This window comes from Actinoallomurus bryophytorum (assembly GCF_006716425.1).
Taxonomy (GTDB): domain Bacteria; phylum Actinomycetota; class Actinomycetes; order Streptosporangiales; family Streptosporangiaceae; genus Actinoallomurus; species Actinoallomurus bryophytorum.
In genome coordinates this window covers 3,557,829-3,571,195 of the sequence record NZ_VFOZ01000001.1, presented here as the reverse complement: position 1 = coordinate 3,571,195, position 13,367 = coordinate 3,557,829, and the positions used below count along the sequence as shown (strand labels likewise).

Below are 13,367 nucleotides of genomic sequence, written 5' to 3'. Positions count from 1 at the left end.
AGGGGAAGAGGGACCGTCGCGGTGATGTTCGAGCGTGCATGACGACTTCTGCCGCTCCCGAGGTCCTGCGCTACGCGGCCTTCACCACCGAACCGGCCGGCGGTAACCCCGCGGGGGTGGTGCTCGACGCGTCCGGGCTGGGTGAGGCGGCGATGCTCGCCATCGCCGCCGAGGTCGGCTACTCCGAGACGGCCTTTGTCACGGCCGCACCGGATGAGCTCGGCGAGCCGGGACGGGCGTTCGCCGTCCGCTACTTCAGCCCCCAGCGGGAAGTGCCGTTCTGCGGGCATGCCACCGTGGCGACGGCGGTGGCGCTCGCGGAGCGGATCGGCCCTGGCGGCCTGGTCTTCGCGACTCAGGCGGGAACCGTGCCGGTCGAGGTGGTCGCGGACGAGGACGGCGTGCTGCGGGCGACGCTGACCAGCGTGGAGCCCTACGTCGAGGCCGTCGGCGAAGCCGACGTGGCGCAGGCGCTCGCCGCGTTGGGCTGGCGGGCCGAGGAGCTCGATCCCCGGCTGCCTCCGCGCATCGCCTACGCCGGAGCGCGCCATCTGGTCCTGGTCGCCGGCGATCGGGCGCGACTACGGCGCCTGGACTACGACTTCGGGCGGCTCGCGGAGTACATGACCGACCGGGATCTCATCACGTTGCAGCTGGTGTGGCGGGAGTCGGCGGACACCTTCCACGTGCGTGATCCCTTCCCGGTGGGCGGGGTGGTCGAGGATCCGGCGACCGGGGCCGCCGCGGCGGCGTTCGGCGCGTACCTGCGGGAGCTGGGCGAGGCCGGTCCCGATGCCGTGCTGACGCTGCGTCAGGGGATCGAGATGGGGCGGCCCGGGGTGCTCCGGGTGGAGCTTCGAGACGGCGACACCAGGATCCGGGTCTCGGGCGCGGCGGTGCGCATCCCGGCCGGAGACTGAGCCTGGACGGGCCGGTCCCGCGCGCTGACACCGCCAGGCGCGAGTAAACCCGGATAAGGCACTCGCCGAGGGTGTCCTACGGGGAGGAGGGCGCCTCGTACGTCATGCCCTCGTGCGGACCCCTGGGCTGAGCGTGACCGTTGATCGTCACGGCGACCGTGCTCGCGTCCTGTACGGCCATGGTCAGCCGAGTCCCGTTGAAGGTGCGGATCTCGTTCTGGGTGAGGTTGCCGTTGAACTGGACGTCCGTCGCGCCAGGGCCCGCGACGAACACCGTGCACCGCGCGACCAGGCACTTGACGACGATGGTGTTGCCGCTCTCCGACGAGGTCGCCTTGCTCGAGCTCGTTTTGGGCGCGGTGCTGGACACAGGCGGCGCGGCGCCCGGTTTGTCCTTATCGTCCTTACCGGTGAGCGCACCCCACAGCGCTATGCCGCCGATGACCAGCAGACCAAAGGCCACCACTACGGCAAGGACCGCAATGGCTATGCGTGCGAGACCCAAAGGGTCCGACCGGTGACGTCCCACAGAGGGAGGTTAGCGATAACCAGGCACTGTCAGCGACGGTGACGGCCAGTTGGTTGTTGCGTCTTGGGCGACTTGTACGTTTCTGAGCGCCGTCCGCGGATCACCTCACGCACCACTGGGATCACGGACACCAGAACCGCCACTGCCACCACAGGCAGCACGAACTTGTCGATTCCCTTGACCCGGTCACCCAGAAAACGGCCGATGAGGATGATCGTTTCGGTCCAGATCACACCACCGACTACATTCCACACAAAAAACCTGATCGCCGACATCTCAAGCATCCCGGCGAGCGGATTGAGGAACGTTCGCACGACCGGAACGAACCTCGCGAGCACCACGGCCTTCGCGGGGCCGAACTTGTTGAAGTAGTGCTCGGCCTTGTCGACATGGTCCTGGCGGAAGATCCGGGAGTTCGGCCGGTCGAACATCTTCCGCCCGTACCTGGCGCCGAGGAAGTGGCCGACCTGCGCGCCCGCGATGGCGCACAGCGGCGCTGCGATCATCAGGACGGGAAGGGGCAGCGGGTTGGCCAGGCCGCCGCCCGCCACGGTATAGATGCCCGCGCTGACCAGCAGCGTGTCACCGGGCAGGAAGAACCCGACGAGCAGCCCCGTCTCCGCGAAAACGATGACCAGGACTCCGATGAGCCCGAATGTCGTGATGAGGGACTTCGGATCAAGGACGTTCACGGCGAGATCCACGGGGCCGAGCGTACCGGTAGGTGTGCCCTGGTCTCTGCCGGGCAACGGTTTCGAGATACTGGAAGCGAACCCGCTGGGAGCCACGCCCTAAGGAAGGAACAGCACATGCCCATCGCGACCCCAGAGGTCTACGCGGAGATGCTCGACCGGGCAAAACGTGAGGGCTTCGCCTACCCCGCGATCAACGTCACCTCGAGCCAGACGCTCAACGCCGCGCTGCGCGGCTTCGCGGAGGCCGAGAGTGACGGCATCGTCCAGGTGTCCACCGGCGGCGCGGACTACCTGTCCGGCAGCACGGTCAAGGACATGGTCACGGGTGCCACGGCTCTGGCGGAGTACGCGCACGTCGTGGCGGCGAAGTACCCGGTCAACATCGCCCTGCACACCGACCACTGCCCCAAGGACAAGCTGGACGGCTTCGTCCGGCCGCTGATCAAGATCTCGCAGGAGCGCGTCGCCGGCGGCGGCCTGCCGCTGTTCCAGTCCCACATGTGGGACGGGTCGGCGGTGCCGCTGGAGGAGAACCTCGCCATCGCGGCCGAGCTGCTGGAGGAGACGCGCAAGGCCAACATCGTCCTCGAGGTCGAGATCGGCGTCGTCGGCGGTGAGGAGGACGGCGTCGTCGGTGAGATCAACGAAAAGCTCTACACCACGGTCGGGGACGCTCTGGCCACCGTCGAGGCCCTCGGCCTGGGTGACCGCGGCCGCTACATCCTCGCCGCGACCTTCGGCAACGTGCACGGCGTCTACAAACCGGGACACGTCAAGCTGCGGCCCGAGGTGCTGAAGGAGATCCAGGACGCGGTGGCCGCCAAGTACGGCCAGGAAAAGCCGTTCTACCTGGTCTTCCACGGCGGCTCCGGCTCGACGCTGGAGGAGATCCGCGAGGCGGTCTCGTACGGCGTCGTGAAGATGAACATCGACACCGACACGCAGTACGCCTTCACCCGGCCGGTGGCCGACCACATGTTCCGCAACTACGACGGCGTGCTCAAGGTCGACGGCGACGTGGGCAACAAGAAGGCCTACGACCCGCGTGCCTGGGGCAAGGCCGCCGAGAAGGGCATGGCCGACCGCATCATCCACGCGTGCGAGAACCTCCTGTCCTCGGGCAAGAAGCTCCGCTAGGGCGTGTCTGTCCGGTGGGAGGCGTACCCCGCCGCCCACCGGACCGGGCTCGTGACCAATTTGTCCGATCAGCGGAGTAGGAGATACGCCGTTGATCGGACAGGATGAGCACATGGAGCAACAGAACCTCCTCGGAGGGCCACCACCGACCGAGCTGCCGGACAACCCGGAGGCCCGCCAGGCTCTCGACGCCGGCGTCGACCCGTTCGAAGTGGCCGCCAGGTTCCCCGACTATCCCGGGGCCTGGGCCGAACTCGCCGACCGCGCGTTCGGAAGCGGCGACGTCATCGAGTCCTACGCGTACGCCCGTACCGGATACCACCGTGGGCTGGACAAGTTGCGCCGTGCCGGCTGGAAGGGCCACGGCCCGATCCCCTGGCAGCACGAGGCCAACCGCGGGTTCCTGCGCTCACTGCACGCGCTCGCACGTGCGGCCGCCGCGATCGGCGAGGACGAGGAGGCCGAGCGCTGCCGGACGTTCCTGCGGGACAGCAGCTCAGCGGCCGCCGAGGTTCTCGCCACCTGACCGGCTCGTACCGTTTTCCTGGTGGCCATCCGGCGGGTACGCTCTGATCGCAAGAGCCCCTGCCGCTGCTTGCGCAGGGGCTTCGTCGATGTCCAGGGAGAATTCCGATGCCGGCCATCGTGCTCGTCGGCGCCCAGTGGGGCGACGAAGGCAAGGGCAAGGCCACCGACATTCTCGGCGGCGACGTCGACTATGTCGTGCGATACCAGGGAGGGAACAACGCGGGGCACACGGTCGTCATCGGCGACCAGTCCTACGCGCTGCACCTGCTTCCGTCGGGGGTGCTCTCCCCGGACGTCGTTCCGGTCATCGGCAACGGCGTGGTCATCGACCCAGGCGTGCTGTTGGAGGAGATCGACGGGCTGAAGACGCGCGGCATCTCGTGCGACCGCCTGTTGATCTCCGCCAACGCGCATCTGATCATGCCGCACCACAAGGCGCTCGATAAGGTCACCGAGCGCTATCTCGGCAAGGCCCAGATCGGGACCACCGGCCGCGGCATCGGCCCGGCGTACGGCGACAAGATCGCGCGGATGGGCATCCGCGTGCAGGACCTGCTCGACCCTGGCATCCTCGAGCAGAAGCTCGAGCTCGCCCTGCGGGAGAAGAACCAGATCCTCGCCAAGGTCTACAACCGCCGGGCGATCGAGATCGCCGCGATCGTCGAGGAGTTCGTCGCGTACGGCGAGCGGCTGCGTCCGCACATCGCCGACACGGCGCTCATCGTCAACCGGGCACTCGACGAGGACAAGGTCGTGCTGCTCGAAGGCGCGCAGGGCACGCTGCTCGACGTCGACCACGGCACGTACCCGTTCGTCACCTCCTCCAGCCCGACCGCGGGCGGCGCCTGCGCGGGCTCGGGCGTCGGCCCGACGCGCATCACCAAGGTGATCGGCATCCTGAAGGCCTACACCACGCGGGTCGGCTCCGGGCCGTTCCCGACCGAGCTGCTCGACGAGCAGGGCGACTGGCTGCGCACGACCGGCGGTGAGTACGGCGTCACGACGGGCCGCAACCGGCGCTGTGGCTGGTTCGACGCGGTGATCGCCCGGTACTCCACCCGGGTCAACGGCGTCACCGACTACTTCCTCACCAAGCTGGACGTGCTGTCGGGCCTGGAGCGCGTACCGGTCTGCGTGGCGTACGACATCGACGGTGAGCGCTGCGACGAGCTGCCGATGACGCAGACGGGCTTCCACCACGCCAAGCCGGTGTACGAGTACCTGGACGGCTGGCAGGAGGACATCACCAGCGCCAAGGTCTTCGACGACCTGCCCGAAAAGGCACGGGACTACGTCCACGCGCTCGAGGAGATGTCGGGCGCGCAGATCTCGGCGATCGGCGTCGGCCCAGGCCGTGACCAGACCGTCCAGATCCGCCCCCTCGCCTGACGTTCCGGCCCGTACTCTGTCGCCGTGGAGATTCAGGGGCATCGGGGCGCCCGGGGGCTCTGGCCCGAGAACACCGTTCAGGGGTTCGCAAGGACGCTGGAGCTCGGCGTCGACGTGCTGGAGCTGGACGTCGGGCTGACCGCCGACGGCGTGCCGGTGCTCCACCACGACCAAGAGCTGCGGAGCGGCACCGTACGCGACCGCGGGCCGTACCGTCCGGGCGACCCGATGTACCCCTACGTCGGCCGTCCCATCCGTGAGCTCACGCTCGCGCAGGTCAAGACGGTCGACGCGGGAATGCGCCACCAGCGGTTCGCCGAGACGCAGACGCCGCTGCCCGGGGCGGAGGTGCCCACGCTCGCCGAGGTGTGCGAGCTCGTCGCGGGGCACGACGTACGGCTCGCGGTGGAGATCAAGACCGACCCGTCCTGGCCCGAGGTCGAGACCATCACGTCCACGGCGGTCAAGGTCCTGGACTCCTACGGCCTCACCGGCCGGTCCCGGCTGCTGGCGTTCGACTGGCGCGTGCTCGGCGTGGCGCGTGAGCTGCTGCCCGGCGGCGACCGCGTGGCGCTGGTCGAGCCGGACACGCTGGACGCGTCCTGGATGGCGGGCCATGACCCGGCCGGCGGCCTGGTCGCCGCGGCGGTCGCCGCAGGGGCGACGATGATCTCGCCGAAGCGCGTCATGGTCACTCCGGAGCTGGTGGCCGCCGCGCACGAGCGCGGGCTGGCCATGGTCGTGTGGACCGTGAACGACCCGATGGAGATGACGCGCTACATCGCGTTCGGCGCCGACGCCATCGTCACCGACTATCCCGACCGGCTCCGCGCCGTCCTCACCGGCTAGCTGTCTCTCCGGTTCGCCGGGGTGCTTCCTATAGTGAAGCGGTGACCAACCTCGGTGACTATCTGCGGGCGCGGCGTGAGCTCGTACGGCCGGAGGACGTCGGCCTGCCCGGAGGCGCACGGCGCCGGGTGCGGGGACTCCGGCGCGAGGAGCTGGCGATGCTCGCGGGCATCAGCAGCGACTACTACATGCGGCTCGAACAGGGCCGCGACCGGCATCCGTCCGCGCAGGTGCTCGACTCCCTCGCCTCGGTGCTGGGACTCGACGCCGACGCCGTGGCCCACCTTCACCGGCTCGTCGAGCCCGCCGCCCGGCACGAGCCGCTCGCCGTGTCCGCGGACGTCCCCGCCGGCATCGAACAGCTCATCGAGGGCTGGACCGGCAATCCCGCGTGCGTGCAGGACCCGTTGATGAACGTCCTCGCGGCCAACGCGATCGCCACCGCCCTGTCGCCGGCCTACACGCCCGGCCGCAACATGCTGAAGACGGTGTTCCTCGATCCCGTCTACCGGAAGCTACGGCCCGACTGGGACCAGGCGGCCGCGAGCGGGGTCGCCGGCCTGCGCGCGCTGGCCGGCGCGAACGTCGACGATCCCGCGCTGGTCGAGCTCGTCGGCGAGCTCTCCGCACGCAGCGAGAGGTTCCGCGAGCTCTGGCTGCGCCACGACGTCCGGCCGAGGCGCGGCGGCGGGATCGTCCGCTTCACCCATCCGCGGGTCGGGCCGCTCGACCTGCGCGGGGAGAAGCTGGCGATCACCGACGCCGACGGCCTCACGCTGGTCGTCTTCCACGCCGAGCCCGGCAGCCCCAGCGCCGGGTCACTGGCGCTGCTCGCGGCGTCCGTTCCCGTCGCCCGCTGAGCGGGCCGATCACCCGGCGATGCGGTCGAGCTCGTCCATCGCGTCGGCGGGAAGGTCGAGCGAGGCCGCCGCGACGTTCTCGCGCAGGTGCGCGACCGACGACGTCCCCGGGATCAGCAGCATCGCCGGCGAACGCCGCAGCAGCCAGGCGAGCGCCACCTGCATCGGCGTCGCGTCCAGCCGCGCGGCCACGTCGTCGAGGACTCCCGACTGCAGCGGCGAAAAACCGCCGAGGGGGAAGAACGGGACGTAGGCGATGCCCAGCTCCGCGCACCGGTCGACGAGCGCGTCGTCCTCGCGGTGCGCGACGTTGTAGTAGTTCTGCACGCACACGACGGGCGCGATCGCCCGCGCCTCCTCCAGCTGCCCGGCCGAGACGCCGCTCACGCCGAGGTGGCGGATCAGGCCCTGCTCGCGCAGCGAGGCGAGCACCTCGAAGGGTTCGGCGATCGAGCCCTCCGCCGTCCTCACGCGCAGGTTGACGACGTCGAGGACGTCGAGGCCGAGGTGGTCGAGGTTGTCGTGCACGGCGGTGATGAGCTCCTCGCGCGAGAGCGCGGCGAGCCACGAGCGGTCGGGCCCACGCCGTGCCCCGACCTTCGTGACGATGCGCAGCCTCTCCGGGTAGGGGTGCAGCGCCGCACGGATGACCTCGTTGACCGTGTACGGGCCGTAGAAGTCGCTCGTGTCGATGTGGGTGATGCCGAGGCCGGCGGCCTCCCGCAGGACCGCCACGGCCTGCTCGCGATCGGAGGGCGGCCCCCACACACCGGGACCGGCCAGTTGCATCGCGCCGTAGCCCATCCGGCTCGGCTCGAGGCCCTCGGCAAGGGTCAGGGATCCGCCCGGGAGCGTTTCGGACATGTGCTTCCTCTCTCGCGCCCACCACGCACCCTGCCGGTACGTGATCGGACGGTCCCATCGTCGTCGCGGAACGACGGGACGCACCATGCCCTGCTTATCCCAGGAGTGCCACGGCTACTCTCGGGGCCCGGGTCTCAGAGCCAGCCGGTACGGCGGAAGCGGCGGTAGAGCGTGTAACAGGAGCTCGCGATGATGCCGAGCACGAGCAGGTAGCCGTACTTCCACTGCAGCTCGGGCATGTGCCGGAAGTTCATGCCGTAGATGCCGGTGATCGCCGTCGGCAGCGCGAGGATGGCCGCCCAGGCGGAGATCTTGCGCATGTCGTGGTTGTCGGTGACGGTCACCTGGGTGAGGTGCGCCTGCAGGATCGGCGTGAGCAGTTCGTCGCACGCCTCGACCTGTTCGCGTACGCGCGACAGGTGGTCGTCGACGTCGCGGAAGTACTCACGGATCTCGGCCGGCACGAAGCGGCGGGCGGCGAGGTTGCGCATCGGGCCGACCAGCGGGCAGACGGCGCGCTTGAGCTGGATGACCTCGCGCTTCAGGCGGTAGATGCGCTCGGCCTGGTTGGTGGCGTCGGCGGAGAAGACGCACTCCTCGACGTCGTCGATGTCCTCCTGGACGGCGTCTCCGACGGAGATGTAGTCATCCACCACGCGGTCGGCGATCGCGTGCAGGACCGCCGCCGGGCCGAGGGCGAGCCGCTCGGGGGTCTCCTCCAGACGCATGCGTACGGGGGCCAGCGCGCCGTGCGCGCCATGCCGGACCGTCACCACGAAGTCGGGTCCGCAGAAGATCATGATCTCGCCGGTCTGCACCACGTCGCTGCCGCCGCGCTCGACGTACCCGACCGTCTTCATGACGAAGAACTGCAGCTCGTCGTAACGCTCGAACTTGGGCCGCTGGTGTGCGTGGATGGCGTCCTCGACCGCGAGCGGGTGCAGGCCGAACACCTCGGCCAGGCGCTCCAGCTCCTCCGCGTCGGGCTCGTGCAGCCCGACCCAGACGAAGCGGTTCTGCGCCTCGGTGTGCAGGTTGGTCGCGTATTCGGAGGAGCGCGACGCCCGTACGAGCTGAACCGCGTCGGCGACGTCGGGTGTGTCGACGCGCTCGCCGTCGATATAGGCCGCCCAGTCGATGACGGCGGAGCCGCGGCTGGGGGAGATGCGGCGTGGGCCGCGGCCGGGACGGTTGAGCGGCTTGAAGAGAACACGGGTGGCGCGGGTGGGCAGAGCCTTGGTCATGGCCATTCGGGGGTCCTTCCCCGGCCCGGCTCACGCGGGTTGACGCGCGTCAACCCGAGGCTAGAACGGGAAGCGCGCGCCGCGAGCGGCCGGACGCCGAGTAGAGGGGGTCGTACTAGGAGGAATCTCGGCGCTACCGCTAGGTTCACCAGGACTCATCACAACCACCTCCTTAGGTCTGTCGACCTCAGCGCTCGAACTCTAAGGTTATACCGGGTAAGAAGACGCCTCTGTAGGGCGCTTGGTTCACACCGCCCTCAACTTTTTTATCGGCACTTTTCGCCACGGCATCCCGTCCGCACCGGGCCGATGACCGGCGTACCCGTTCATAACAACCTCACCCATCCACGGCTTCCCTCCTGGTGACCGGCCGGATGGGGCCTCCGGATCTGGATAGGCTCTGCGCGTGCGAGTCCTCGTTCTCGGCTCGGGCGGACGCGAACACGCGCTGATCCGCTCGCTCGCCCAAGATCCCGACGTCATTGCGCTTCACTGCGCACCCGGCAACGCCGGCACCTTCGCCATGGCGGACAACCACGTCCTGGACCCGACCGACCCCCTCGCGGTGGTCGAGCTCGCCCAGCGTCTCAGCATCGGGCTGGTCGTCATCGGGCCCGAGCTGCCGCTGGTCCACGGGGTGGCCGACGCCGTACGACGGGCCGGCATCCTGTGCTTCGGGCCCGACCAGGCGGCGGCGGAGATCGAGGGTTCCAAGGCGTTCGCCAAGGAGATCATGGCCGAGGCCGGGGTGCCGACCGCGGCCGCGCGCGTCTGTGACAGCTCCGGCGACGTGCGCGACGCCCTGGACGAGTTCGGGCCGCCGTACGTCGTGAAGGACGACGGCCTTGCCGCCGGCAAGGGCGTCGTCGTCACCGAGGACCGCGAGGCCGCCGAGCGTCACGCCGACGAATGCGACCGCGTCGTCGTCGAGCAGTACCTCGACGGTCCCGAGGTCTCGCTGTTCGCGCTGACCGACGGCTCCACCGTCGTACCGCTGCTGCCCGCACAGGACTTCAAGCGCGCCTACGACGGCGACGAGGGCCCCAACACCGGCGGGATGGGCGCGTACACACCACTTCCCTGGGCGTCACCGGACCTGGCCGCCGAGGTCGTACGCACGATCATCCAGCCGACCATCGACGAGCTGCGACGGCGCGAGACGCCCTACGTCGGGGTCCTGTACGCCGGGCTCGTGCTGACCGCCGACGGACCCCGCGTGATCGAGTTCAACGCGCGGTTCGGCGACCCGGAGACGCAGGTCGTGCTGGACCGGCTCGCCACGCCACTGTCCGGCCTGCTGGAGGCGTGCGCGGTCGGCAGTCTCGCGTCGGTGCCGCCGATCGAGTGGCGCCCCGGTGCCGCGGTCACCGTGGTGATCGCCGCGGAAAACTACCCCGGCGCTCCGAAGACCGACGACCCGATCGCCGGCATCGAGGAGGCCGAACAGGTCGAGGGCGCCTACGTCCTGCACGCGGGCACCAAGACCCACCGCGGCCTGCCGGTCAGCGGCGGCGGACGCGTCCTCAACGTCGTCGGCACCGGCCCGGACCTCGCGACCGCACGCACGCGTGCGTACGAGGCCGCCGGCCGGATCCGCCTGCGCGGCAGCCACTACCGAACGGACATCGCGGCCCGCGCCTGAGACCACGCGCCCGAGTTATCCACAGCCCGCTCCGCCCACTTCCACCGGCTCCCTACGCCGTTGGACGATAGTGGTGGGCCGAAGCCCCCAGGGTTGGAGATCCCTCCACTCCGGAAACCGACGGGCGGAGGTCGTGCGAGGTAGTGGGGTTTCTACGCGGGCGCGGCCGGGTGGCGGTGGGTCTGGGCAACGTCGCGAGGCTCGGGCCGGGCAGTCTGATGGCGGGACGACCGGCCTCGGTCCGGCGAGGCGGGTGGCGCCGGCCATCACCGCCGGGCGCCACACCTGATGCGAGATCCGTGGCGCATCACCCAGACCACCACCCCGGACCTGCGAGACTGTCTGGTGTGATCGAGCGCTACACCCTCCCGGAGATGGGCCGCGTCTGGAGTGACGCGCACAAATACGAGCTCTGGTGCAAGGTCGAGACCCTTGTACTGGAGGCGCACGCGAAGGCGGGCACCGTTCCGGCCGACGCCGTGGAGCCGGTGCGCGCCGCTCCGCCCCCGACGCCCGAGCGGGTGGCCGAGATCGAGGCGACCACCCAGCACGACGTGATCGCGTTCCTGAGCGCGTGGGCCGACAACACGGTCCCGCGTGAGGCCGCGGCGTACGTGCACTTCGGCATGACCTCATCGGACCTGCTCGACACCGCGCTCGCGGTGCAGCTGACCGAGGCCACCGACCTGCTGCTGGACAAGGCCGACGCGCTGGTGGCGGCCCTGCGCGACCACGCGCTCGAGCACCGTGCCACCCTCCGCGTGGGCCGTACGCACGGCATCCACGGTGAGCCCGACGTGTGGGGGCACCGGGTCGCCGACTTCGCGTTCGCCGCGGCGCGATCCCGTGACCGGCTCCGGCGCTCGCGCGAGGCGGTCGCCGTATGCGCGATCTCCGGTGCGGTGGGCACCTACTCCAACATCGATCCCGAGGTGGAGCGCTACGTCGCGGCCGAGCTCGGGCTCAAGCCTGCCGACGTGTCCACCCAGGTCGTGATCCGTGACGGCATCAGCGAGTGGGCCTCCGCGCTGGCGATCATGGCGACCGTATGCGAGGCGATCGCGCTGGAGGTGCGCCACGGCCAGCGCACCGAGGTACGCGAGCTGTGGGAGCCGTTCGGCCGGGGACAGAAGGGCTCCTCGGCGATGCCGCACAAGAAGAACCCCATCATGTCCGAGCGGCTGGCGGGCATGGCGCGGATCGTGCGCGCCCAGGTCACCCCGGTGATGGAGGGCATACCGCTGTGGCACGAGCGGGACATCTCCCACTCCTCGACCGAGCGGATCGCGCTGCCGGACGCCTCAATCGCGCTCGACTACATGCTGCGGCTGACCCACCGGCTCGTCAGCGGCCTCGTGGTGGACGGCGACCGGATGCGGGCCAACCTGGAGTCCACCGGAGGTCTCATCTACACCAGCGCGGTCCTGCTGGAGCTGGTGAACGCCGGGATGTCACGTGACGACGAGGCGTACCCGCTCGTCCAGAAGGCCGCCATGGAGACCTGGGACACCGGCGTGCCGTTCCGCGAGACCCTGCGCCGGCGGGCCGCCGAGGCCGGGCACGCGCTCGATGAGGCGCGCCTCGACGAGGTGTGCCGCCCGGAGCGCTACGTCGAGAGGCTGGACGCGATGTTCGGCCGCCTCGCGTCCCTCAGGTGAGGGCGGCCGTCCGGCAACTCAACGTCTACCCGCTCAAAAGTGCCGGCGGCATCCGGCTGGAGAGCGGCGAGGTGACGCCGGGCGGATTCCGGTACGACCGGGAGTTCATGCTGATCCGCCCGGACGGGGCCCACCTGTCGCAACGGGAGCTGGCGCGCATGGCGCTGCTGCGCCCCTCCTACGACGGCCGGACGCTGCTCGTGGACGCCCTCGACGCCGTGACCCCACTCGTCCACGAGGTACGCACGGGCGGGGCCGTACGCGACGTCACGCTGTTCGGCAGGCCCTACCAGGGTGTGGACCAGGGGGACGACGCCGCCGACTGGTTCAGCGCCCTCCTCGACGCGGACTGCCGCCTGGTCCGCTTCACGGGACGGCGGGACACCAGGCTCGGCGGCGGCACGGTCGCGTACGCCGACGGCTACCCGTTCCTGGTGATCTCGGCCGAGTCGCTGGAGGACCTGAACTCCCGGCTCGAACATCCGGTCCCGATGAACCGCCTTCGGCCCAGCATCGTGGTCGAGGGGCTGGGACCGTACGGCGAGGATTCGGTAGATCTTCTACGCATCGGCGACGTGGAGATCGAGTTCGTCCAGCCGTGCGGTCGTTGTGTGATCACTACCACTGACCAAAACTCCGGTGTCCGTGGGCACGAACCCCTGCGCACACTGGCCACCTACCGCACCCGGCGCATGGACGACGGCCGCCGCGCCGTGATCTTTGGCCAGTACGGCATCCCGCGCACGCTGGGCACCATTCGTGCAGGTGACGCGGTATGTGTCTCAGCGCGACCTTCGCACCCGTGAGACACTCGAAGAACACGACGAACCGCCGGCGATGATCTGGGAACGTCACGACATGACCCGAACCAATCTCCGGCAGGCGGTCTCTAAGAGATCGAGATAGCCACACAAGACCGGATGTTTCGGTCATGACACGGCAAGCCCGGTGGAATACTGTGCCCCACGCTTCACACCGCGTGTGGGCACTCGTGACCCGCTGACAGAGCGAGCGGGCAGGTCAAGTCAATCCCCGCATCGAAGGAGTATCGG

The 13,367-nt window shown here is 69.7% G+C and carries 13 protein-coding genes; 9 read left to right on the top strand and 4 right to left on the bottom strand.

All coding sequences use genetic code 11. The annotated features are described in order from the left end of the window. Positions 1–38: 38 nt before the first annotated feature. Positions 39–920, top strand: coding sequence for a PhzF family phenazine biosynthesis protein (locus FB559_RS16780; RefSeq protein ID WP_141956490.1), 882 nt, complete (start codon positions 39–41; stop codon positions 918–920). A gap of 76 nt (positions 921–996) precedes the next feature. Here FB559_RS16780 and FB559_RS16775 read toward each other — a convergent pair whose 3' ends face one another. Beyond that, a complete protein-coding gene (locus FB559_RS16775; protein WP_141956489.1) occupies positions 997–1,386 on the bottom strand; it encodes a hypothetical protein in 390 nt (129 codons plus the stop codon). Between the two features lie 92 nt (positions 1,387–1,478). Then, positions 1,479–2,153 (bottom strand): DedA family protein, encoded by a 675-nt coding sequence (locus tag FB559_RS16770; protein ID WP_246121666.1) that lies wholly within the window; start codon positions 2,151–2,153, stop codon positions 1,479–1,481. A gap of 105 nt (positions 2,154–2,258) precedes the next feature. Here FB559_RS16770 and fbaA point away from each other — a divergent pair, with 105 nt between their 5' ends. From fbaA to FB559_RS16745, 5 genes are all read left to right on the top strand, one after another. Beyond that, on the top strand, positions 2,259–3,281 hold the full coding sequence (gene fbaA / locus FB559_RS16765) for a class II fructose-bisphosphate aldolase (protein WP_141956488.1): 1,023 nt from the start codon (positions 2,259–2,261) through the stop codon (positions 3,279–3,281). 112 nt (positions 3,282–3,393) lie between these two features. Continuing rightward, complete coding sequence (locus FB559_RS16760; protein WP_141956487.1) at positions 3,394–3,807, top strand: DUF3151 domain-containing protein; 414 nt, start codon at positions 3,394–3,396, stop codon at positions 3,805–3,807. Between the two features lie 107 nt (positions 3,808–3,914). Then, complete coding sequence (locus FB559_RS16755; protein WP_141956486.1) at positions 3,915–5,198, top strand: adenylosuccinate synthase; 1,284 nt, start codon at positions 3,915–3,917, stop codon at positions 5,196–5,198. A gap of 24 nt (positions 5,199–5,222) precedes the next feature. Continuing rightward, positions 5,223–6,047, top strand: a complete 825-nt coding sequence (locus FB559_RS16750) for a glycerophosphodiester phosphodiesterase family protein (protein ID WP_141956485.1) — start codon at positions 5,223–5,225, stop codon at positions 6,045–6,047. A gap of 41 nt (positions 6,048–6,088) precedes the next feature. After that, a complete protein-coding gene (locus FB559_RS16745; RefSeq protein ID WP_141956484.1) occupies positions 6,089–6,907 on the top strand; it encodes a helix-turn-helix domain-containing protein in 819 nt (272 codons plus the stop codon). A gap of 9 nt (positions 6,908–6,916) precedes the next feature. Here the strand turns inward: FB559_RS16745 and FB559_RS16740 are convergent, their stop codons facing one another. Both FB559_RS16740 and FB559_RS16735 read right to left on the bottom strand, forming a co-directional pair. Continuing rightward, a complete protein-coding gene (locus FB559_RS16740) occupies positions 6,917–7,771 on the bottom strand; it encodes an oxidoreductase (RefSeq protein ID WP_141956483.1) in 855 nt (284 codons plus the stop codon). Positions 7,772–7,905: 134 nt separating this feature from the next. Next, positions 7,906–9,015, bottom strand: coding sequence for a magnesium and cobalt transport protein CorA (locus FB559_RS16735; RefSeq protein WP_246121664.1), 1,110 nt, complete (start codon positions 9,013–9,015; stop codon positions 7,906–7,908). Between the two features lie 406 nt (positions 9,016–9,421). Here FB559_RS16735 and purD point away from each other — a divergent pair, with 406 nt between their 5' ends. The 3 genes from purD to FB559_RS16720 all read left to right on the top strand — a co-directional run bounded on the left by purD (position 9,422) and on the right by FB559_RS16720 (position 13,121). Beyond that, positions 9,422–10,657, top strand: a complete 1,236-nt coding sequence (gene purD / locus FB559_RS16730; RefSeq protein ID WP_141956481.1) for a phosphoribosylamine--glycine ligase — start codon at positions 9,422–9,424, stop codon at positions 10,655–10,657. A gap of 347 nt (positions 10,658–11,004) precedes the next feature. After that, positions 11,005–12,315, top strand: coding sequence for an adenylosuccinate lyase (purB, locus tag FB559_RS16725; protein ID WP_141956480.1), 1,311 nt, complete (start codon positions 11,005–11,007; stop codon positions 12,313–12,315). After that, a complete protein-coding gene (locus FB559_RS16720) occupies positions 12,312–13,121 on the top strand; it encodes an MOSC domain-containing protein (protein ID WP_141956479.1) in 810 nt (269 codons plus the stop codon). The genes purB and FB559_RS16720 overlap by 4 nt, the downstream gene beginning before the upstream one ends. The last annotated feature ends 246 nt before the right edge of the window (positions 13,122–13,367 follow it).

Excerpts from the sequence above, each read along its gene's own strand:
- FB559_RS16780 (WP_141956490.1), top strand. The coding sequence starts at position 39 with ATGACGACTTCTGCCGCTCCCGAGGTCCTGCGCTACGCGGCCTTCACC.
- fbaA (WP_141956488.1), top strand. The coding sequence starts at position 2,259 with ATGCCCATCGCGACCCCAGAGGTCTACGCGGAGATGCTCGACCGGGCA.
- FB559_RS16760 (WP_141956487.1), top strand. The coding sequence starts at position 3,394 with ATGGAGCAACAGAACCTCCTCGGAGGGCCACCACCGACCGAGCTGCCG.
- FB559_RS16755 (WP_141956486.1), top strand. The coding sequence starts at position 3,915 with ATGCCGGCCATCGTGCTCGTCGGCGCCCAGTGGGGCGACGAAGGCAAG.
- FB559_RS16740 (WP_141956483.1), bottom strand. The coding sequence starts at position 7,771 with ATGTCCGAAACGCTCCCGGGCGGATCCCTGACCCTTGCCGAGGGCCTC.
- FB559_RS16735 (WP_246121664.1), bottom strand. The coding sequence starts at position 9,015 with ATGACCAAGGCTCTGCCCACCCGCGCCACCCGTGTTCTCTTCAAGCCG.